The following is a 19,067-nucleotide window of genomic DNA, read 5'->3' as shown; positions in this document are numbered from 1 at the left end:
AAAATTCACATGTCCAGCTCCAGCGCCTAACCCAGGCGCTTCCGCTTTTCTTGGTGCCTGACACCAATTATATCGAAACCAACAAACAAATAGGGAATACTATCTTTGAAATTTGAATTTAGAAAAAATATAATCGGATTAAAAAAAGATGACAAAGGAGAGGGAAGATTTGAAGTATCCATTATTGGCTGTCGATCTTGATGGCACATTATTTACGGATGAAAAAGAGATTCAAGCGGAAACAATAGAAGCTATTCATGAATACCGAGAAAAAGGCGGCAAGGTGGTAATCTCCAGCGGCCGTTCGCCGATGTCGACCAGATGGGTCGCCGAGACGATTGGAATAGATGGAGCCCCAATCATCGCCTACAATGGGGCAGTGATTCTCGATCAACATGGGGAAATCCATGAGCAATCTGTGTTTCAGCATGATACGCTATTAACCTTTTGGGAACTATGTGAGGCGGCCGGGCTCTATGCCCAGTTTTACGAAAGAGATACATTATTGGTTCCAGCCGTCAATGAATGGAATCAAAACTGGATTGAAAATAATATTCCGTTATTAGAAAAATCCGGCGGGAAGAGGGAAACGTGTGAAGGTTTGCGGAAAAAATGCGAGGTTAAAGTCATTGATCATTTCTATCAATATATAAAGGAAAAGCAGCCTACCATCACCAAAATAGCGGTATTTGATAAAGGAGAGAAGCTCCAAGATTTTTCTACTCGCTTTGCAGGTCTCGAGTCTGAGCTTGAAATTAGCAGCAGTTTTGGTTTTCGCAATCTGGAAATTACACCGAGCGGAATTTCAAAGGCATCTGCGCTAATAAAAGTTACCCAGCTGCTTGGTATTCCAATATCACAAACGGCAGCGATTGGCGATAACTTTAATGACTCGCTAATGCTTGAAACGGCAGGGTTTGGGATTGTGATGGGCAATGCACCGGAAGAGGTAAAACAAACCGCCAATGCTGTCACCGATACCAATAATGAAGCAGGAGTCGCAAAGGCCATAAGAAAATACCTCCTGTTATAATATTTTAAAATAACATTTCAATATTTTCATAAAAATATTGAAATCATATTTCAAGAAGAATATAATAAAGACATAGGTAATCGCTTACATCTCTGAAAACTAACAGGAGGACACAGGCTGATGAAAGAAAATCTTGGTTTATTAACGACTGAATCGCGCAACGAACAGTCGATGGAAATTGATACAGCAGAGCCGATGGAAATCTTAAGAATCATGAACGAAGAGGATCAAAAGGTGGCACTGGCTGTTAAGGAGGTCTTGCCGGAAATAGAAGCAACGGTAAAATTCGTATTCCAATCGTTTCAAAAAGGCGGCAGGCTAATTTACATGGGTGCCGGAACAAGCGGCAGATTAGGTGTGCTTGATGCGGTGGAATGCCCGCCAACTTTCAGTACCGACCCGGAAATGGTCCAAGGGCTAATCGCCGGCGGAGCAGGAGCATTTTTAAAAGCAGTGGAAGGTGCCGAGGACAGCCCAGAGCTTGGAGTGGAAGATTTAAAACAAATCGGCCTGACAAAAGATGATACGGTCATTGGCATTGCGGCAAGCGGACGGACACCATATGTCATCGGCGCGCTGAAATACGCCCGAAGCATTGGCGCAAAAACAGTTGCGCTTTCATGCAACAAAGATGCAGCTATCAGTAAAGAAGCCGATCAACGCATTGAAGTTATCGTCGGACCTGAGGTGTTGACCGGCTCCACAAGGCTGAAAGCGGGTACGGCCCATAAAATGGTGCTGAATATGATTTCCACTTCGTCCATGATTTTACTTGGTAAAGCCTATGAAAATCTGATGGTTGATGTTCATGTCAGCAACGAAAAATTGAAGGAACGGGCAATCGGTATTATTCAAAAAATCACCGGCGTGACCTATGAAACGGCCTTGGAGGCATTAGAAAACGCCGACCTTCAAGCAAAAACAGCGATTGTCATGATTAAAACAGGCAAAACAAAGCTAGTAGCGGAAAAGTTATTAGCCGATACGAATGGTAATGTAAAAAAAGCGATTGAGGCTGTTGAAAAATAAGAACAAGCTACGGGTCTCAAACTAAAGGAGGTGTTGTGAATGGCAGCAGGCGGTCTAAAAATGATTCAAAATATGCTCGAACAGCTTCCAACATCGGAACGAAAAATTGCCGAATATATCCTCGAGAACCCGCAATCGGTTTTAAATAGTACTGTCAATGATATCGGCATCCAAGCGAATACAAGCGGGGCCGCCGTCATCAGGCTTTGTAAATCTTTAGGCTTAAACGGGTTTCAGGACTTAAAGGTGAGAGTTGCGGGCGATTTGGTCAAACCTGTTGAACAGGGCTACCGTGATATCGAGCCGGAGGAATCGTTGTACTCCATTGTTCAGAAGACAACAAGCAACAGTATTCAAAGCCTGCGGGATTCGGAAGAAATGATTAACTATGGGGAATTGGAGCGAGCAGTTCAAACCTTGCTTCAAGCGAAAAACGTTCACTTTTTTGGCATTGGCGCTTCCAATATCATCGCCATAGATGCACAGCAAAAGCTGCTGCGAATTCATAAAGGGGCAACCGCTTTCTCTGATGCCCATCTGGTTGCAACATTGATTGCCAATGCCGGCAAAGATGACGTGGTGTTTGGAATTTCCTATTCCGGGGAGACGTCGGAAGTTGTTAAGGTAATGGCATTGGCAAAAGAGCAGGGAGTTAAAACAATCAGCTTAACGAAATACGGGCAGACTTCAGTATCATCTCTTGCCGATATCAAACTGTTTATCGCCAGTTCTGGGGAAGCTCCATTTCGAAGTGCGGCCACCTCATCCCGGCTTGCTCAGCTATATATCATCGATATTTTATTTTTAGCGATTGCAACGGCGGAATATGAGCAAACCGTTGAGTATATTGATAAAACAAGGGAAGCCATCCGGTTTTTAAAGCAAGGAAAATAGACGCTTTGGGAGGTGATGCCAAAACCTTTTAAGTGCTCTTTTTTTAAAAAATACAACAGAGAAGAGGGGAAAAACAATGGCTGGAGAGAACAAAGTTTTAGCGGAAAAGATTCTTGAGCAGTTAGGCGGCGCTAAAAACATTGCCAATTACACTCATTGTATGACAAGACTTCGGGTTACACCGAACGATGAGTCGCAGGTGAACAAAGCCGCACTAAAGAAAATTGATGGAGTCCTTGGCCTTGTAGAGGAAGAAACCCTGCAAATTATTATTGGCCCTGGAAAAGTAAACCGCGTGACCGAAGAGTTTGGTAGATTAGTAGACGCTGCCGGCGGGATTGATTTGAAAGCAAAGGCAGCTGAAAACAAAGCGGAAATTAACAAAAAGAATGCGACGCCGTTCAAATTATTTTTACGAAAAATTGCAAGCATTTTCATTCCTTTAATCCCGGCGCTTGTCGCTTCCGGATTAATTACTGGTATTTCCAAGGCGGTTATCCAGGCTGGCTGGTTAGCGGCAGATTCGCAAATCGCGATGATTCTAACCGTTATCGGCGGCGGGCTGTTTGGCTATCTCGGTATCTTAGTAGGTATTAACGCGGCAAAGGAATTCGGCGGATCGCCTGCACTTGGTGCCCTTGCTGGTATTTTAATCATCAACCCGGCGGCAGCGGGGATTAAGCTTTTCGGCATGGAATTGCTTCCTGGCCGCGGTGGTTTAATTGGTGTTCTGTTTGCTGCTATTTTTATCGCTTTAGTTGAAAAAAGAGTACGTCGCTATGTGCCGCAAGCACTTGATATTATTATCACCCCAACGGTTGCCTTATTGATTACTGGTATTGTAACTTATCTTGTTTTTATGCCGCTTGGTGGTTTTATTTCAGATGTGATTACAAAAGGATTAACCTCTGTACTTGATATGGGTGGCGTTGTCGCTGGCTTTGTTCTCGGTGCAACCTTCCTGCCGCTTGTTGTTACCGGCTTGCACCAAGGTTTAACGCCTATTCACTTAGAGCTGATCAACTCTATTGGCAATGACCCGCTTCTGCCAATTCTGGCGATGGGCGGTGCAGGACAGGTCGGAGCTGCATTTGCGATTTATTTTAAAACAAAGAAAAAGCGTTTGAAAAATGCGATTGGCGGTGCTCTTCCATCTGGTATCTTGGGAATTGGCGAGCCGTTGATTTTCGGGGTTACCCTTCCGCTTGGCCGTCCATTCTTAACCGCATGTCTTGGTGCCGGTGTCGGCGGTGCGTTCCAGGCAGCATTTAATATTGCTACTGTTGCGATCGGTGTTTCCGGTCTGCCGCTTGCCTTTATTGTTGTTCCAGGTCAGGTTCTCCTGTACCTTGTCGGGGTGTTAATCGCCTACGGAGCAGGTTTCTTGTTCACTTACCTGTTTGGCTTTAAAGATGAGATGGCTGGTGAATTTGATTGATCGGCATTTCCTTTTACTTGAATGACCCAAAGGCTGAAGAACGGATTATGTTTGCTGGCCGTCATGGTGTGAAGCGGGCGTTTACCTCGCTTCACATCCCGGAAGAATCCGGCGAATTGGCGGCTTGTGCCAAAAAGCTGCTTAAGACGGCGAAGGATGCAGGAATTGAAGTGTATGCAGATGTTTCGCTGCGGACACCTGCTCATTTAGGAGTAGAGAACTTATTTTCTTTGAAGTCGTTAGGTGTAAACGGACTTCGGCTCGATGATTTTTTCGACCACGAGTTGATTTTGGGTTTGGCAAAGGAGTTTAAGCTTGCTTTAAATGCCAGCATCCTATTCGAGGAGGATTTATTGCGGCTGCTTGAGGGCGGGCTTCAGCCTGAGCAGCTGATTGCCTGGCATAATTTTTATCCGCGGTGTGAGACAGGACTTAGTGATGAGTTTTTTGCTGAGCAGAATAGTTTATTTAAACGGTTCGGCATCCCGGTTTGGGCTTATATTCCCGGTGACGGTGAGAAGCGCGGACCGCTGTTTGAAGGGCTGCCTACGTTGGAAAAGCATCGCGGCGCGGATCCATTTGCTGCTGCGCTTGAGTTATATGGGTCTGGTGTCGTGGATGTGTATGTCGGCGACCCTGAAGTAAGCGAAGGGCTGCTTGAACAGCTAATTGCTTATGACCAGGATCGTGTGATTCCGCTTCGGATTAATGGTGAACTGCAAGGGGAATTCCGATTGCGGCCCGATTTTGCCCGTGATGTTCTGCGGTTAATGGATACTCGGAGAAGTGAGCCGGTTCCAGCTGATAATACCGTCAAGCGGGTTAAAGGGTCCGTCACAATGGATAACGACCGCTACGGCCGCTACCGCGGAGAAATCCAAATTACCTTGTGTGATTTACCTGCTGACGAACGAGTAAATGTCATCGGCCAGGTAACGGCGGAGGATCTGCCGTTGCTATCTTTGATTAGACCTGGACAAAAAATCAAATTTAGATGATGTGGAACGGCTCCTTCCATGGTGAAGGGGTCGTTTTTTTTTCTTTTTTGGTGCCGGACACCTGGTGTTGGCGGAATAATTGCGAATTTCCGCGGAATAATTGCTAAAATCGGCGGAATAATCGGCAGAATCGGCGGAATTAGTTCAAAATCCTGCGGAATGTTTGTAAAACTTGGCGGAATAATAAAAAGAAAAAAACTTTTAAAGCGAGGATTTCAATGAAAAAGTATCTTTTATTGTTATTCCTATTTTGGTCATTCCCGCTAGCAGCCGCGGCACAGCAGAAAATACCGATTTTGGTGTACCATTCGATCGCTGAATACAAAGGCAGCGGGCCTTCGAAGGAACTGTATGTTACCCCAGAAAATTTTGAAAAACAAATGACGTATTTACGAGACCACGGTTTTACATTATTAACATTTGAACGCTGGGAAGATAGGACAAGAGTCCACAAACCGATTTTTTTAACCTTTGATGACGGCTACAAAAATAACCTGAATGTATTTGAGGTCTTTCAAAGATTGAGCACGCCTCAATTTAAACCATCAGGTACGCTTTTTGTCATATCTGACTTTATCGGCCGCTCCAATCGTTTGACGGCAGCTGATTTAAAGCGGCTTGCGGAAACAGGTTATTTTTCCATCCAGTCGCATACTGCCACTCACCCGGATTTAACAACAATCACTGATTTTAACCATGAGCTCAAGGACTCTAAGATGAATATTGAACGTATTACCGGCAAACCGGTAATTGTGCTCAGCTATCCATACGGGAATTTTAATAAAAAAGTAGTGGAGGAAACGAAGAAGTATTATAAATTTGGCATTACGACTACGCCGGAGTTGTTTTACGAAAAAGGCATCAAGGACGAGCTCTATTATCTGCCGCGAATTTATGTGAAATATTCGACGACACTGGAGGAGTTTGTAAAAATAGTGGAGTGAAGTTTGTTTCGCGAAATAATTTGTGAATCCCGCAAAATTTTCGGGGAAGTCGGCGAAATAAATTCAAAAGTCCGCGAAATAATTTATAAAGTCGACGAAATAGTCAATGAAACCCGCGAAATAAATTCAAAGATCAGCGGAATTGCTAGAACTGCCTCCCAAATTTCAAGTGAGGTTGGTCGGTTCGGCGAAATAAATTCAAAAGTCCGCGAAATAATTTATGAAGTCGGCGAAATAATCAAAGAAACCCGCGAAATAATCTAAAAGCCCCGCGGAATCCAAAACAGCCCTTCTAAAAAAAGAAATCCCCATAGACGATGTCTACGGGGTTGCTTTTTCCAATTGAAACGGTTCTTGTACTATAGGTTTTTTTTGTTTCTGGCCTAAGAATAGGAAGACACCGATGAGAACAAGTACACCGCCGGCCATTTGCCAAAATGAAAGCCCTTCTCCTAAAATAAAATATGCAAGGACGGTAGAGCCGACCGGTTCACCTAAAATACTCATGGAAATGGTTGTGGCATTGACATAGTTCATCAGCCAGTTGTTGATGACGTGGCTGACCGTCGGCACGATGGCGAGCAGTACGAAAATGCCCCACTCCTTGGCCAGATAGCCGCTAAACGTCACGTTCGTTGAAAAATTATAAATCACAAGAACAATCGATGCACATGAAAACACGCAAAAGCTATAAATCCAGTGCGATAGATGTTTAACAATTGTTTGCCCAATAAATAGGTAACCTACAACCGCAATCACGCTAAAGAAGGAGAGAAGGTCCCCCAACATTGCCTCTTGACTCAAACCGAAGTCACCCCAACCAACCATGAACGCACCGATAATGGCGATGCCCATCGTCATTAGTGCAGATCCGGTGGTCCCCTCTTTAAAAAGGAAAAAGCCGCCGATCAGCGATATAATAGGCTGTAAGGCTAAAATAATCGTTGAGCTTGCAACGGTTGTGAATTTCAAAGAGCCGAACCAAAGAACAAAATGCAATGCTAAAAACACTCCGGAGAAAAATAAAAAGAGTGCTGTTTTTTTATTTATTTTCTTAAGCTCTTGCCGATTTTTCCAAACCATGGGGGTTAATAATAAACTAGCAAATAACATCCGATACATCGCCATAATGGAGGCCGGAGCGTCCGACCATTTTACAAAGATGGATGAAAAAGAAATCGCTATGATTGAGACTATAAGCGGCAGGCCTATGGATTTTGATTTTTCCTGTGTCATAGTTAGTTCCTTTCAAAATGATTATACTAAGATAATATACCATAATTTTAATGCTGAAGTTAGACCCTTAATTTTGGCAGAGTCCTAGATTGTGCAGCGGAAGAAAATTATAAAAATAAAAAGGATGAACAATTTATGTTAAAAGAAGTTTGTGTGGAGAATTTCACTGTCATTCCGGAAGCAGCCGAACGCGGTGCGGCCCGAGTAGAGCTTTGTGATAACCTGGCAGTCGGCGGCACGACGGTCAGTCATGGTGTTGCAATTCAAACCATTGCATACTGTCATCAAAATAATATTAAAGTGATGTCGATGATTAGACCAAGGGGAGGAAATTTTATTTATAATCAAGCAGAAATTGAAATGATGAAGGGAGATATTGCCCACCTAAAGCAGCTTGGGACTGATGGAGTAGTGTTCGGTGCTTTAAATGAAAGCTGCTGGATTGACGAAGAGGTTATGCTCAGCCTGCTGGAAGAAGCGAAGGGGCTCGAGGTAACTTTTCATATGGCATTTGACGAAATAAAGCCTGAATTACAATTTGACGCAATTACATGGCTTGCGGAACATGGTGTTACAAGGATTTTGACACATGGCGGACCGGCCGGCAGTAAAATTGAAAACAATCTGCCGCGGTTAAAGGAGTTGGTTGATTTTTCTAAGGGGAAACTCACAATCCTACCAGGCGGTGGAATTACGGACGAGAACTTAACTCATATTGTGAACGAGCTAAATGTAACGGAGGCACACGGGACGAAGATTGTCGGGAAATTGGAGAGTAAAATGTGAATAATAAAAAGGATTTTGAAAATTTGAGGGGATGAGAAGAAAACATTCTCATCCCCTTAAAAAAGGATTTAATGCAAGCAAATGTTTTACTAATTTAAAATAAATTACAAGGTTTTCCAAATTATTAATTAGGATCTGATTCACTAGATATTTCCGCCACCACCAATATTCGGTTTGATATCTTGGTCAAATATGACCCCATCAATCATTTCAAAATTATCAAAATTAGTATTCAAATTACCAGCAATTGCATTAGCAAAACCATAAATACCACCGATATTTAAATTATATTTTCTGTTGGCATCCATCCCATTAATCACCGTTTCACCAACGTTAATGGCCGAGCTTGGCTGGGGGGAATTTACATTTAAAGAACCTAAATTTATTATTGAGGGCATATTATTTTCCTCCCATTCCCATTCACTTCTTGTAACCTATGTTATGTAAATAATTTTATTTTGACTCAAAAGCTCATAGCCTAAAGAACTCATTTACTTATAGAACTGCTGCTAAGGCTTTTCTTTAATTTGAGAAAAAATTGCGATTTTCATCTTTTTATTAACCATTACAGGACGTATAATAGCGTTTAATAAATCACCATTTTCCCCAAAAATAAAAACCCTTTTAATCAAGGGTTTGCTGATCTTCGGGTAAAGGTTCCGCCGTGTTCTTTTTCTCTTCTTCATAATTTGTTAATGCCGCACTCATATGGGAAAAATCGTTATGGCTGCCATGGATGTTGCCCAATCCTTGGTTTGTTTTCTTGTTGCTTTTAAAATCTTCAATAAAATTATTACCGATACTAAAGCAGGACGCACTTTCAATAGTGCCTATTTTAATCGAACCGATATGAAAAGTTGGAGAAAGTATAGGAGAGGCCACAATGGATTCATCCTTCCTTTACCTTATTTTTTATCATAATTCCTTGTTTTAAGGTATTTTCGGTGCCTGACACCGAACCGATTACCTCGTTAACAAAGGACTCGTTTTGAAATTGTCTCAGGGTATTTTTTTTTCCAAGAAAAACGGCTGAGGATTTGCCTATGCTTGAAATTGTTATATCTCCGAGTGAAAGTTTCATCGCTGTGTGCCCCCTTTTTGAACATCCTATTCAAAAACTAGGCGAATGACACAAATTACGTGCTTCTTCTGGGCAGATAACACAATGACGAAGGCCAAAACATAATCTGTAGTAATAATAAATTGCAGGGTGGTGAGAAGGAATGCCCCATTCGTTTGAATTTAAATTTACAGGGAATATTCATGTCCACTCAATGGACCGGCAAGCGGGCATCTTTATTGGGGAGAGAAACAGTGCAGTTGGTTGGAGCGCCCATGGAAAAGCAAATAACGTAATTGGAGGAATCAGCGGCAAGTCTAATTTGCTCTATGAAAACGTATTGATCTTAAATGATCCAGATTTGATTGATACACCGATTGATGATCGAGATATCCATATGTCGATTGAAAACGAAGGGAAGGAAAAAACATCGAATTTCACGGTTGAGAGCGTCATTGTCAATTCGATGCAGCAAAATTCCCTCGTTTCTGTTGGGGAAGGACATGTCACGGGGATGGATGCTAATGAAAAGTCTAATGAACCTCATGGAAGTATCTACGGAAATGGAAATATTTCTTTAGGTAATTACAATATAAATAATGACCAGGATGTGCTGGATGCCATTATGGAGGATCAGGATATTAAAATTGCCAATGTTAATAAGGTGGAGTGAGGGAGTGCTTAATAACTTCTATAGATACTGCTCAATTCCGAAACCGATATCCTTTCGAGGTCTTGGTCATCTTTGATTCAGAAGATGACTCTTCAGGCGGATTTGTTTTGGAGGTTACTTCTTTTTTCAAGCTCTCCTTATCAACCTTTTCAATTAGTGATTCAGCAAATTCCTCGGAGGCGCTGATATTTGTTCCAATCAAAAGCTTTCCGCTTAATTGGTCAATCTCGATATTGTCTAAGCGAAAGACAATGTTTTCGAGATGATCGATTTGGACATGCTCAAGATGAATATTTTTCCCCTCGGTATCCTTTTGCTGCTTTTCCAAGAGCTCAATCAACCTGTCTAATTTCGCTAACAGAAGGGAGTTTGTGTTGTCCGTTTTTTCCGGCTTTTTCTTTTTAAAAGAAAAAAATTTCACGATCAACTCCCCCCTTCGTGCAGCGTGACCTAAAAATTTTCTGGTCACCATATTCCTAACTATATGAAAAAGTGTCCTTACTTATTCGGAGGCACCTTATCACTGAAGTGTGAGTATATTTCCCCCCGAGAGCCCGGAGTCAGGGCGAAAAATCTTCACACTTATAACATTTGACTAAAATATGGTACAATAGACTGCGGTTATTTAAAAAAGAGATTATTCGGTTTTATTTGGAATAAGTGATAGAATAAAGTGGGAACTCGGGAATCATATACCAATTCAGATGGGACAGCTTCCGTCTATTTATATTGATGACAAGGGTAAGGTGATATTAATGAAAAAAGTAAGAAAAGCGATTATCCCGGCGGCGGGTCTTGGGACAAGATTCCTTCCGGCGACAAAGGCGATGCCTAAGGAAATGCTGCCAATTGTCGATAAGCCGACGATTCAATATATTGTCGAGGAAGCGATTGCTTCAGGCATCGAGGATATCATTATTGTTACTGGTAAAGGCAAGCGGGCAATCGAGGACCATTTTGACTTCGCGCCAGAGCTCGAACAAAACCTATTAGAAAAAGGTAAAACCGATTTATTAGATAAGGTTCGTTATTCGACAAACCTTGCGGATATCCATTATATCCGTCAAAAAGAACCTAAAGGACTCGGCCACGCGGTTTGGTGTGCCCGCAATTTCATTGGGGATGAGCCGTTTGCGGTTCTTTTAGGGGATGATATTGTCCAAAGTGAGACTCCATGCTTAAAACAGCTAATCAATATATATGAAGAAACGCATTCATCGGTCATCGGTGTTCAAAAGGTACCGATGGAAGAAACTAATCGTTACGGCATCATTGATCCTTCCCAGCAAAATGGCCGCAGGTACCAAGTGAACAATTTGGTTGAAAAGCCAGCACAGGGGACTGCCCCATCTGATTTGGCGATTATGGGCCGCTATGTACTGACCCCGGAAATTTTTATGTTCCTTGATAAACAGCAAACCGGTGCAGGCGGAGAAATTCAGTTAACTGACGCAATTCAAGCCCTAAACCAAATTCAACGCGTTTTCGCTTACGATTTCGAGGGCAAACGCTTTGATGTCGGTGAAAAAATCGGCTTCGTCAAAACAACCATCGACTTCGCCCTGCAAAATGAAGAATTGCGTGAAGAAGTCATGGAATATCTAAAAGAAATTGTACGGGCAACCGAGCAATAATTGGTGCCAGGCACCAGCAAAAACTCCCCATCTTGGGGAGTTTTTTATGCACTGAATTACTTTAAAGCAAGAAAATACAATCTCCCTATTTCAAACTATTGCAACTATTAATCTAGCGTGATAATCTTGAAGGGTTGTTAATTTGTATAGAGGTGATAAGAATTGAACACCAAAGCGTTTTTCCTAGCATTTATCACTGTTATGATATGGGGATCATCATTTCCGGCCATTCAAGCTGGATTGCATGGAGGATATTCTGCAGGCCATTTGGTACTAAGCCGTTATTTAATCGCATCTGCTGCTTTTGCAGTATATGCAATGTGGCCAGGGGTTAAATTCCGGCTCCCTAGAAAACAGGACCTGCTAAAAATTGTTGCTCTTGGCTGGATTGGAATCAGCATGTATCATATTTGTGTTACCTTCGGCCAACAATCGGTTTCTGCTGGAACGGCCGCAATGATTGTGGCATCAACGCCGATTTTCTCTGCGTTAATCGCCGTTTTCATTTTAAAAGAACGGATGGGATTGTACGGCTGGATTGGCTTAGCCTTAGGCTTTATCGGAATCGGTATCATTACATTTGGGACATCGGGCGCATCGATTCAAAATGTAAAAGGGATCGTGTTATTACTTTTAGCTTCGGTAGCGACAGCAGTGTTATTTACTTTCCAAAAGTCGCTGCTCAGCCGTTATTCGCCTATGGAATTAAACGCTTATTTTGCATGGGCCGGTACAATTCCATTTGTGATCTTCTTCCCAAGGCTATTGTCAACTGTTCAACATGCAACACTGGAGGCTAATTTTTCAGCCCTTTATATCGCCATTTTTCCAACCCTGATTGGCTATGTTACATGGGCACTGGCTTTGCGCACGGGAAAAGCAAGCTCTGTTACTAGTTTTTTATACATTGAACCGGTGTTTTCCATTTTAATTGCGTGGATATGGTTACATGAACTGCCAAGCTATATTTCTATTATCGGCGGCACGATTGCTATTGTCGGTGTCATTGTTGTTAATCTGCTCGGTTCCAAAGAGCCTTCATTGGTGAAAAAAGAGCATACGGTTAAGGCAGCTTCATAGATTTTAAGGTTTTAAAATAGGTCATTCCTTCCTGATAATGGAGGGAGTGGCCTTTTTTGTTTCGAAACAAACACGGGTTTATGTGAAATTAGATTCATAGGCAATTAGGTAAAAAGAATGGTTTTTTTTGAAGGGTGTCGAAAACGGTCAAAAATACTTTTTCCTCATCGAATCTTGTCACTGAAAGAAGAAATATTTTGAAAGGAGGTGAAATAGTGCACTTCCGACATATTATTATTTCTGGTTTAGTGGCCTGTGGTGCGATGTTTTTGCAGAGCCATGCTTTTGCGGCGAAGAATGACGTAAAAAGTACACCTAATTCCTCAAATGCAGCGGTACAAGCTTCCATTAAAACGGAGCTTCCGGTCCAGGCTGGGAAGGTCACGGCTAAGGAAAAGTCTCCTGCTGCAGTATCGAAGGATGCAACTAAGGAAAAGGCTTCTACTGCAAAATCGAAAGCCGCAACTAATAAAATAGCTTCTGTTGCAACATCGAAGACTACAGGGAAAACCCAAGGACAACAAAAGCGCTCGCCAAAGGTTTCTTCTTTTAACAAGGAAGGATCCAAAAAGGCAGCTAAGTCTTTAAAAAAGGTACCGGAACATGCGAAAGGAAGAGTGCAGTCAGCTCTCAATAAAGCTGAAAAGGCTGTAAGAAATTCAAATGCTAAAAAAGCTGCAGCTGTTCCGAATAATAGTAAACCTGAAGACAAGCGGGAGTATAAAGAAACAAACATCTCTGCGGGACAAACCTTTCATCATGAAGAAGTTAAAGCGGATAAAAAAGCGCAGTTGATAAATACGGCTGAAAAGACTTTTAAGCAAAAGTCGCTTGTATCAACAACTAAGAAAAAGGTTATCCAAAAAAAGCCGTTTATTAAGAAACCGCTGCCTATAGAAAAGATCCCTGATAAGACCGGGAAGATTCCCGATGTTAATCAATCGTTGAACCAAACGCAGCGCACAAACAGTTCGAGCGGGTCGGCAAACGATCGGGTGGGTAATGGCTCGGGTACATTTAGCGCGGTGGATAAATGGTTTAATTGGGGCCTAAGCTTTGAAGTTCAACTCATTCAGCCTTATATTTCCCGGCTTGCTTTGTTGACAAATCAATGGGTGAACGCACCGCCGTCACCGCCGCCGCAACATGCTCCTATTTTTAAAAATGTTTCCCGTAGTTAATAGTCACGGAACATAATAAAAAAGGAGCGAATTTAAAAATGAAACATTATCTAAATCCAAATACAGTCGTGAAATCTTTTGTTTTAGCAGGGGCTTTATCAATCGGTGTTTTCGCTGGAGGTCATCTGACGGATGCAGCAGGTCCGGATCAAGCAAAAGCAAAGCATAGTGAACATAGTAAAACGGAAAATCATGTGAAGGTGCAATATACTGTTCATGTAAAGCACAATGAAAAAGCAAAGCATCACACAGAGGTTAAAGTTAAAGCACATGTGAAAGTGGAAGCTAAAGAAGAGAACAAAGCAGAAGCTAAAGAAAAAGAGCAGGCTAAGGTCAAGAAAGCCAGCAAATCACAGGCAAGTGTTCATGCCAGCGAAACAGCAAAGCTACATGCAGCATCAAATTCAGCTGTTCATAGTAAAGGGGAAAAAGAGACCTCAAAGGAAATGAAGGCTGACAAATCCCAAGCAAGCATTCATGCCAGTGAAACGGCAAAACTGCATGCAGCACCAAATTCAGCTGTTCATGGTAAAGGAGAAAAGGCAGAAAAAGCTCCTGAAGAAGAAGTGAAAAATCCTGACACTAATGCGGTTACTGAACCGGAAAAGGCTGAAGAAACTGTTAAGCCAGAAGATCAACAGGATGCTGTGAAAGATGAACAAGGTGAAGATGTTGATTCTGATGCAGCAGTAAAAGAAGATGATCAAGGTGAAGACCACGATTCAGTAAAAGAAGATGATCAAGGTGAAGACCATGATTCTGTAAAAGATGATGAAAAAGCTGCAAACGTTGAAGCAGATTCCACTGTTAAAACGGAAGAAAAAGAAGACGAGGATGAAGATTCTGATTCAGCAAAAGTTAACTTCGAAACTCATCCAATCATCGTGAAAACAAACGATGATGAAGATGATCATGCCGTTCTTGACGACAATAAAGATGACGATGCTGAAAAAGCTGAGACTGAAGACAAGGTAGAAGAAACTGAAAAAGTTGATGCTGAAGACAAAGCAGAAGAAACTCAAAAAGTAAACCCATCTGCAGCCAACAAAGCTAAGTCTCAAGCAAGCGCACACGCAAGTGAAACAGCAAAAGCTCATGCAGCAGCCAACTCTGCTGTCCTAGCAGGTACAAAAACAGCTGAAGAAACAACAGTTGAAAATAAAGCAGTAGAAGAAACTGCTGTAACTGCTGACACTGAAGAAACTACAGAAGCAGCTGTTGAAAGCGAAAAGGTAGAAGAAGGTACTCCAGTAGTTACTGAAGAAACTACAGAAGCAGCAGTTGAAAACGGTACTGAGGCAGTAAAGGAAGAATCTGCTGAAAAAGCACCGGAAGTTGTAAGTGAAGATCAAGAAACTGAAAAAGCTGATGCTGAAGACAAAGCAGAAGAAACACAAAAAGTAAACCCATCTGCAGCTAACAAAGCTAAGTCTCAAGCAAGCGCACACGCAAGTGAAACAGCAAAAGCTCATGCAGCAGCCAACTCTGCTGTCCTAGCAGGTACAAAAACAGCTGAAGAAACAACAGTTGAAAATAAAGCAGTAGAAGAAACTGCTGTAACTGCTGACACTAAAGAAACTACAGAAGCTGCTGTTGAAAGCGAAAAGGTAGAAGAAGGTACTCCAGTAGTTACTGAAGAAACTACAGAAGCAGCAGTTGAAAACGGTACTGAGGCAGTAAATGAAGAATCTGCTGAAAAAGTACCGGAAGTTGTAATTGAAGATCAAGAAACTGAAAAAGCTGAGACTGAAGACAAAGCAGAAGAAACACAAAAAGTAAACCCATCTGCAGCTAACAAAGCTAAGTCTCAAGCAAGCGCACACGCAAGTGAAACAGCAAAAGCTCATGCAGCAGCAAATTCAGCTGTCCTAGCAGGTGCAAAAACAGCTGAAGAAACAACTGTTGAAAATAAAGTGGCAGAAGAAACTGCTGTAACTACTGACACTGAAGAAACTACAGAAGCTGTTGTTGATAGCGAAAAGGTAGAAGAAGGTACTCCAGTAGTTACTGAAGAAACTACAGAAGCACCAGAAGCTGCTGTTGAAACTGAAAAAGCTGAAGACAGCACTGTTGTAGTTGAAGGAACTACTGAAACAAAATAATAAGGGTTTAGTATTTTATTAGATACGAGACCAGATAAGAGATTCCCGCCTTTCAACCAAGGCGGGGATTTTTGTTATTGAATCAACGATAGAAAAAGTGACTAATCATTTTAATCCAACCCAAAAAGGCGAGCCATAGTGGAATGCTTAGCGATGTACCCCATATCAGTCCGGTTAGGAAATTTCCTTGTTCATCCATGGAACCCACTCCCATTCATTGAAGGCTGTTCGTTAATTTCGATTTTTTTTAAAGTATAAGGAATCATGACGGGATGATAATAGTTGAGTATTTTTAATAGAATAGCAAAAAGGAGAGAAGAAAATTGGTGCAACTTGTCTGAATGGTGGAATTTGTTTTCGACATTTTGGGGGGATTGGAAAATGTAAAAGCAGAGGTATTTCCTTTAGATAATTGTTCCTTTAAACTGGATGATTTTTTCCTCCAGGCGGCTTATTGAAGACAAAAAACCCATCAAGTGAGGTGAAAATGTCCTCAATATGGCTTATTGAAGACAAAAACCCCATCAAGTGAGGTGAAAATGTCCTCAATATGGCTAATTGAAGACAAAAACCTCATCAAGTGAGGTGAAAATGTCTTCAAGACAGCTTATTAAAGACAAAATCCTCTTCTAGCAAGCTAGTTTTGTCTTTAATCTGGTTGTTATGTATTATTTTCCAGATTGTTTCCTCTATTAAAAAAGCCCCCATTATTCCTGGGAGCTTACTTCCTTTACAAAATCTTCACCGAAATTATTGGCCATGAATTTTTGTTCTTCCTCCTTGGATAGGATTCCATAGGCTTTTCCAATTGTACCATCTTGGTACCGCCAGAAATAATTATGGTCCTGGTCCACCTCATCAAATTGCCCTTTTTGCCATTTTTCAAGAATGGCTAGTAAATCCTCTTTTTTGTCAAAATGGCTCTTACTGACAATCTCGTAAACTTGCTGAATTGTATCGGGAATCATTGGCACAGCGCCCCATTTTTCCTTCGCTTTTACCTTTTGATGGGTCATCTTGTGCATCACATCGATTACGGCATCCTGGATACTATCTGCACCAATCTCAATCTCATATTGAACACCGCCAATTTTGGCTGTCTGCTCTTTCTCTTTGGTTTTTGCTTTCTTTTGGTTATTTGTTTTATCAGTGGCAGTATCTTGAACGGCAGCAGCCTGCTTATTTTCAGTATGAATCTTGTTGTCTTTTATCTTTTGATAGCCGTACTTTCCTCCAAATAAAACCACCAAAACAATAGCAGTCCAAATTAGCGTCTTCCTCATTTTCAATCCCCCTGTACTTGTTCTGGATGGTTCCACTTTAGCAGAAAATTCATAATAATTCCAGTGTCGAACGAAACATGAAGACGGTTCATATGAAAAAAGAGAACCGCCGCCATGCTTTACTATTACTCCAGCTTCACCAGCTGGTTTGTGATCAATTCTTGTTCTTTGTCGGCTGTTTCGTTTGAGATGATTTCTTCTTTTGCTAAGGTTTCGATGGCGTCGTGCTGGGCGTATAAGGAATGTTTTTTCAGGATGATTTGTTGTTGTGCTTTTAGATTAGGATGTTTTTCATAAAGCAGGAGCATTGCATCCTGTAATTCTGCCAATTCACGCTGATATTGCCCGATTAATTCTTGTGAAACGGGTTCTGAAATGAATAGGTTTTTCTTCACCTTATGGACTTCCTCGATGGCCGATTCCAAACGGTGGCTGCGGGCGATGAGCTCCTCATATTCCTTGTAGCTCTCTGTTTTTCTATTCACTCCTAATAGGGATAACAGGGGTTTGATGGAAAGGCCTTGCACCAGCAAGGAAAATAACACCACACTAAAGGCAACGATCAAGATATCCTCACGGCCGGCGAAATCCCGCGGCAGGCTCAGCGCCAAGGCAATCGATAGAGATCCCTTCAACCCGCCCCAGTTGATAATATGTTTCCAGGACGTGGGGAAATTTTTCGTAAATAATAAGCTGATATAAACCGCCAGGCTTCTGGAAACTAAGACAATCACATTCGCTAGAAAAATCAACGTCCATTTTTCGGCAACATTAATGCGAGTAATCTCTAATCCAACCATTAAAAACACGAGGGAGTTTGCCAGCAATGCCGTGACTTCCCAAAAGTTATTGATATTTAATTTCGTCGTCGGACTCATTCCGATTTTTGCTCCATAATTGCCTAAAACCAGGGCGGCGGTCACCACGGCAATGACACCGGAAGCATGTACGCTTTCACCGAGCAAAAAAGCGCTGTAAAACAGGATAAGACTAAAAATAATCTCTAAAGGATAGTCATCAAAGTACTTTGTTAAGATGGAAAATCCATAGCCTAAAGCACCGCCGACGATCACACCGAGGGAAATAACCTTGATAAATTCCCACACACCTAAGCCAGCCCCTTGAATCCCAAGACCGATATAGGTTAGCAGGGAAAACGCCGATATTTTAAAGAAGACAACGGCGAGACCGTCATTAAATAAACTTTCACCCTCGACAACAATCGCCAATTTTTTATTCACTCCGAGGCTTTTAAACATCGACAGAACACTTACAGGGTCAGTTGCACTCATTAATGCCGCAAAAACAAATGCCGCCGGAATCGAAAAGTTTAATAGCCAAAGACACAGAAAGCCTGTCACAATATAGGAGATCAAGGTCGCACCAAACGCTAGCGTTATGATAGGCCGTTTGTTCTTTTTCAAGTGGGAGAAGGACAGTTTGAAGGCCGCCTCACCCAATAAGGCAGGTAAAAATAAGGTGATAACCACAAAGTTAAATATCTCGCCCTTCGTGATAAACAGCTTTAAAGGCTCTAAAACAGGAATGTTAAAAAGTCCGATCAGCGCCCCAACAATCACAAGGGCAATGGGATAAGGCTTTTTAAACTTTTTCGCGATCGCCGTCACGCCGGCTGCCAGCATAATTAATATAAGACCAATCTCAAACGTGTAATGCAAATCCAAATCCTGCATCG

20 protein-coding genes are annotated in these 19,067 nt (G+C 41.9%); 13 read left to right on the top strand and 7 right to left on the bottom strand.

Annotated features, from left to right (window positions below; translation table 11 throughout):
- The first annotated feature begins 169 nt into the window (after nt 1–169).
- The 7 genes from A6749_RS08200 (at nt 170) to A6749_RS08165 (ending at nt 6,600) form a co-directional block, all read left to right on the top strand.
- Nucleotides 170–1,033, top strand: a complete 864-nt coding sequence (locus A6749_RS08200; RefSeq protein WP_066387858.1) for a Cof-type HAD-IIB family hydrolase — start codon at nt 170–172, stop codon at nt 1,031–1,033.
- Between the two features lie 120 nt (nt 1,034–1,153).
- Nucleotides 1,154–2,062 carry an N-acetylmuramic acid 6-phosphate etherase gene (gene murQ / locus A6749_RS08195; RefSeq protein WP_066387851.1) on the top strand — a complete coding sequence of 303 codons (909 nt, stop codon included), beginning with the start codon at nt 1,154–1,156 and terminating at the stop codon, nt 2,060–2,062.
- Between the two features lie 39 nt (nt 2,063–2,101).
- The gene (locus A6749_RS08190) at nt 2,102–2,956 is read left to right on the top strand and encodes a MurR/RpiR family transcriptional regulator (protein ID WP_066387850.1); all 855 of its coding nucleotides are present in this window, start codon (nt 2,102–2,104) and stop codon (nt 2,954–2,956) included.
- 76 nt (nt 2,957–3,032) lie between these two features.
- Nucleotides 3,033–4,394, top strand: a complete 1,362-nt coding sequence (locus A6749_RS08185) for a PTS transporter subunit EIIC (RefSeq protein ID WP_066387848.1) — start codon at nt 3,033–3,035, stop codon at nt 4,392–4,394.
- On the top strand, nt 4,391–5,392 hold the full coding sequence (locus A6749_RS08180; protein ID WP_066387846.1) for a MupG family TIM beta-alpha barrel fold protein: 1,002 nt from the start codon (nt 4,391–4,393) through the stop codon (nt 5,390–5,392). The genes A6749_RS08185 and A6749_RS08180 overlap by 4 nt, the downstream gene beginning before the upstream one ends.
- Nucleotides 5,393–5,610: 218 nt before the next feature.
- Nucleotides 5,611–6,336 (top strand): polysaccharide deacetylase family protein, encoded by a 726-nt coding sequence (locus tag A6749_RS08170; RefSeq protein ID WP_066387837.1) that lies wholly within the window; start codon nt 5,611–5,613, stop codon nt 6,334–6,336.
- Between the two features lie 3 nt (nt 6,337–6,339).
- A complete protein-coding gene (locus A6749_RS08165; protein ID WP_066387831.1) occupies nt 6,340–6,600 on the top strand; it encodes a hypothetical protein in 261 nt (86 codons plus the stop codon).
- A gap of 57 nt (nt 6,601–6,657) precedes the next feature.
- Here A6749_RS08165 and A6749_RS08160 read toward each other — a convergent pair whose 3' ends face one another.
- Complete coding sequence (locus tag A6749_RS08160; RefSeq protein WP_066387829.1) at nt 6,658–7,572, bottom strand: DMT family transporter; 915 nt, start codon at nt 7,570–7,572, stop codon at nt 6,658–6,660.
- 135 nt (nt 7,573–7,707) lie between these two features.
- On the opposite strand from A6749_RS08160, the gene A6749_RS08155 reads away from it, so the two are divergent.
- A complete protein-coding gene (locus A6749_RS08155; protein WP_066387827.1) occupies nt 7,708–8,358 on the top strand; it encodes a copper homeostasis protein CutC in 651 nt (216 codons plus the stop codon).
- A gap of 143 nt (nt 8,359–8,501) precedes the next feature.
- On the opposite strand, the gene A6749_RS08150 is transcribed toward A6749_RS08155, so the two are convergent.
- The 3 genes from A6749_RS08150 to A6749_RS08140 all read right to left on the bottom strand — a co-directional run bounded on the left by A6749_RS08150 (nt 8,502) and on the right by A6749_RS08140 (nt 9,439).
- Complete coding sequence (locus A6749_RS08150; RefSeq protein ID WP_066387824.1) at nt 8,502–8,756, bottom strand: hypothetical protein; 255 nt, start codon at nt 8,754–8,756, stop codon at nt 8,502–8,504.
- A 226-nt stretch (nt 8,757–8,982) separates the two neighbouring features.
- The gene (locus A6749_RS08145; protein ID WP_084797712.1) at nt 8,983–9,240 is read right to left on the bottom strand and encodes a hypothetical protein; all 258 of its coding nucleotides are present in this window, start codon (nt 9,238–9,240) and stop codon (nt 8,983–8,985) included.
- Between the two features lie 7 nt (nt 9,241–9,247).
- Nucleotides 9,248–9,439: a hypothetical protein gene (locus tag A6749_RS08140; protein ID WP_066387816.1), complete on the bottom strand. Its 192-nt coding sequence runs from the start codon at nt 9,437–9,439 to the stop codon at nt 9,248–9,250.
- Between the two features lie 142 nt (nt 9,440–9,581).
- Between A6749_RS08140 and A6749_RS27595 the strand changes: the two genes are divergently transcribed.
- Nucleotides 9,582–10,091, top strand: a complete 510-nt coding sequence (locus A6749_RS27595; protein WP_084797710.1) for a hypothetical protein — start codon at nt 9,582–9,584, stop codon at nt 10,089–10,091.
- Between the two features lie 31 nt (nt 10,092–10,122).
- Here A6749_RS27595 and A6749_RS08130 read toward each other — a convergent pair whose 3' ends face one another.
- Complete coding sequence (locus A6749_RS08130) at nt 10,123–10,512, bottom strand: hypothetical protein (protein ID WP_066387810.1); 390 nt, start codon at nt 10,510–10,512, stop codon at nt 10,123–10,125.
- 334 nt (nt 10,513–10,846) lie between these two features.
- Between A6749_RS08130 and galU the strand changes: the two genes are divergently transcribed.
- The 4 genes from galU (at nt 10,847) to A6749_RS08110 (ending at nt 16,088) form a co-directional block, all read left to right on the top strand.
- Entirely contained in the window at nt 10,847–11,725 is an 879-nt protein-coding gene (galU, locus tag A6749_RS08125) for a UTP--glucose-1-phosphate uridylyltransferase GalU (protein ID WP_066400879.1), read from the top strand.
- 162 nt (nt 11,726–11,887) lie between these two features.
- Complete coding sequence (locus A6749_RS08120; RefSeq protein WP_066387802.1) at nt 11,888–12,805, top strand: DMT family transporter; 918 nt, start codon at nt 11,888–11,890, stop codon at nt 12,803–12,805.
- Nucleotides 12,806–13,020: 215 nt separating this feature from the next.
- Complete coding sequence (locus A6749_RS08115) at nt 13,021–13,986, top strand: hypothetical protein (RefSeq protein ID WP_066387799.1); 966 nt, start codon at nt 13,021–13,023, stop codon at nt 13,984–13,986.
- Between the two features lie 38 nt (nt 13,987–14,024).
- A complete protein-coding gene (locus A6749_RS08110) occupies nt 14,025–16,088 on the top strand; it encodes a hypothetical protein (protein ID WP_066387796.1) in 2,064 nt (687 codons plus the stop codon).
- 707 nt (nt 16,089–16,795) lie between these two features.
- Here the strand turns inward: A6749_RS08110 and A6749_RS08105 are convergent.
- Nucleotides 16,796–17,371 (bottom strand): DUF6241 domain-containing protein, encoded by a 576-nt coding sequence (locus A6749_RS08105; RefSeq protein ID WP_066387794.1) that lies wholly within the window; start codon nt 17,369–17,371, stop codon nt 16,796–16,798.
- A gap of 125 nt (nt 17,372–17,496) precedes the next feature.
- Nucleotides 17,497–19,065: a Na+/H+ antiporter gene (locus A6749_RS08100; RefSeq protein ID WP_066387790.1), complete on the bottom strand. Its 1,569-nt coding sequence runs from the start codon at nt 19,063–19,065 to the stop codon at nt 17,497–17,499.
- Between the last annotated feature and the right edge of the window lie 2 nt (nt 19,066–19,067).

This window comes from Neobacillus mesonae (assembly GCF_001636315.1).
GTDB classification, from domain to species: Bacteria; Bacillota; Bacilli; order Bacillales; family Cytobacillaceae; genus Neobacillus; species Neobacillus mesonae.
The sequence above is the reverse complement of the archived record's forward strand: the minus strand, read 5'-3'. Positions and strand labels throughout refer to the sequence as shown.

Coding starts and splice junctions, on each gene's coding strand:
- A6749_RS08110 (WP_066387796.1), top strand. CDS start 14,025: ATGAAACATTATCTAAATCCAAATACAGTCGTGAAATCTTTTGTTTTA.
- A6749_RS08190 (WP_066387850.1), top strand. CDS start 2,102: ATGGCAGCAGGCGGTCTAAAAATGATTCAAAATATGCTCGAACAGCTT.
- A6749_RS27595 (WP_084797710.1), top strand. CDS start 9,582: ATGCCCCATTCGTTTGAATTTAAATTTACAGGGAATATTCATGTCCAC.
- A6749_RS08140 (WP_066387816.1), bottom strand. CDS start 9,439: ATGAAACTTTCACTCGGAGATATAACAATTTCAAGCATAGGCAAATCC.
- A6749_RS08100 (WP_066387790.1), bottom strand. CDS start 19,065: ATGCAGGATTTGGATTTGCATTACACGTTTGAGATTGGTCTTATATTA.
- A6749_RS08150 (WP_066387824.1), bottom strand. CDS start 8,756: ATGCCCTCAATAATAAATTTAGGTTCTTTAAATGTAAATTCCCCCCAG.
- galU (WP_066400879.1), top strand. CDS start 10,847: ATGAAAAAAGTAAGAAAAGCGATTATCCCGGCGGCGGGTCTTGGGACA.
- A6749_RS08105 (WP_066387794.1), bottom strand. CDS start 17,371: ATGAGGAAGACGCTAATTTGGACTGCTATTGTTTTGGTGGTTTTATTT.
- A6749_RS08170 (WP_066387837.1), top strand. CDS start 5,611: ATGAAAAAGTATCTTTTATTGTTATTCCTATTTTGGTCATTCCCGCTA.
- A6749_RS08185 (WP_066387848.1), top strand. CDS start 3,033: ATGGCTGGAGAGAACAAAGTTTTAGCGGAAAAGATTCTTGAGCAGTTA.
- A6749_RS08160 (WP_066387829.1), bottom strand. CDS start 7,572: ATGACACAGGAAAAATCAAAATCCATAGGCCTGCCGCTTATAGTCTCA.
- A6749_RS08155 (WP_066387827.1), top strand. CDS start 7,708: ATGTTAAAAGAAGTTTGTGTGGAGAATTTCACTGTCATTCCGGAAGCA.
- murQ (WP_066387851.1), top strand. CDS start 1,154: ATGAAAGAAAATCTTGGTTTATTAACGACTGAATCGCGCAACGAACAG.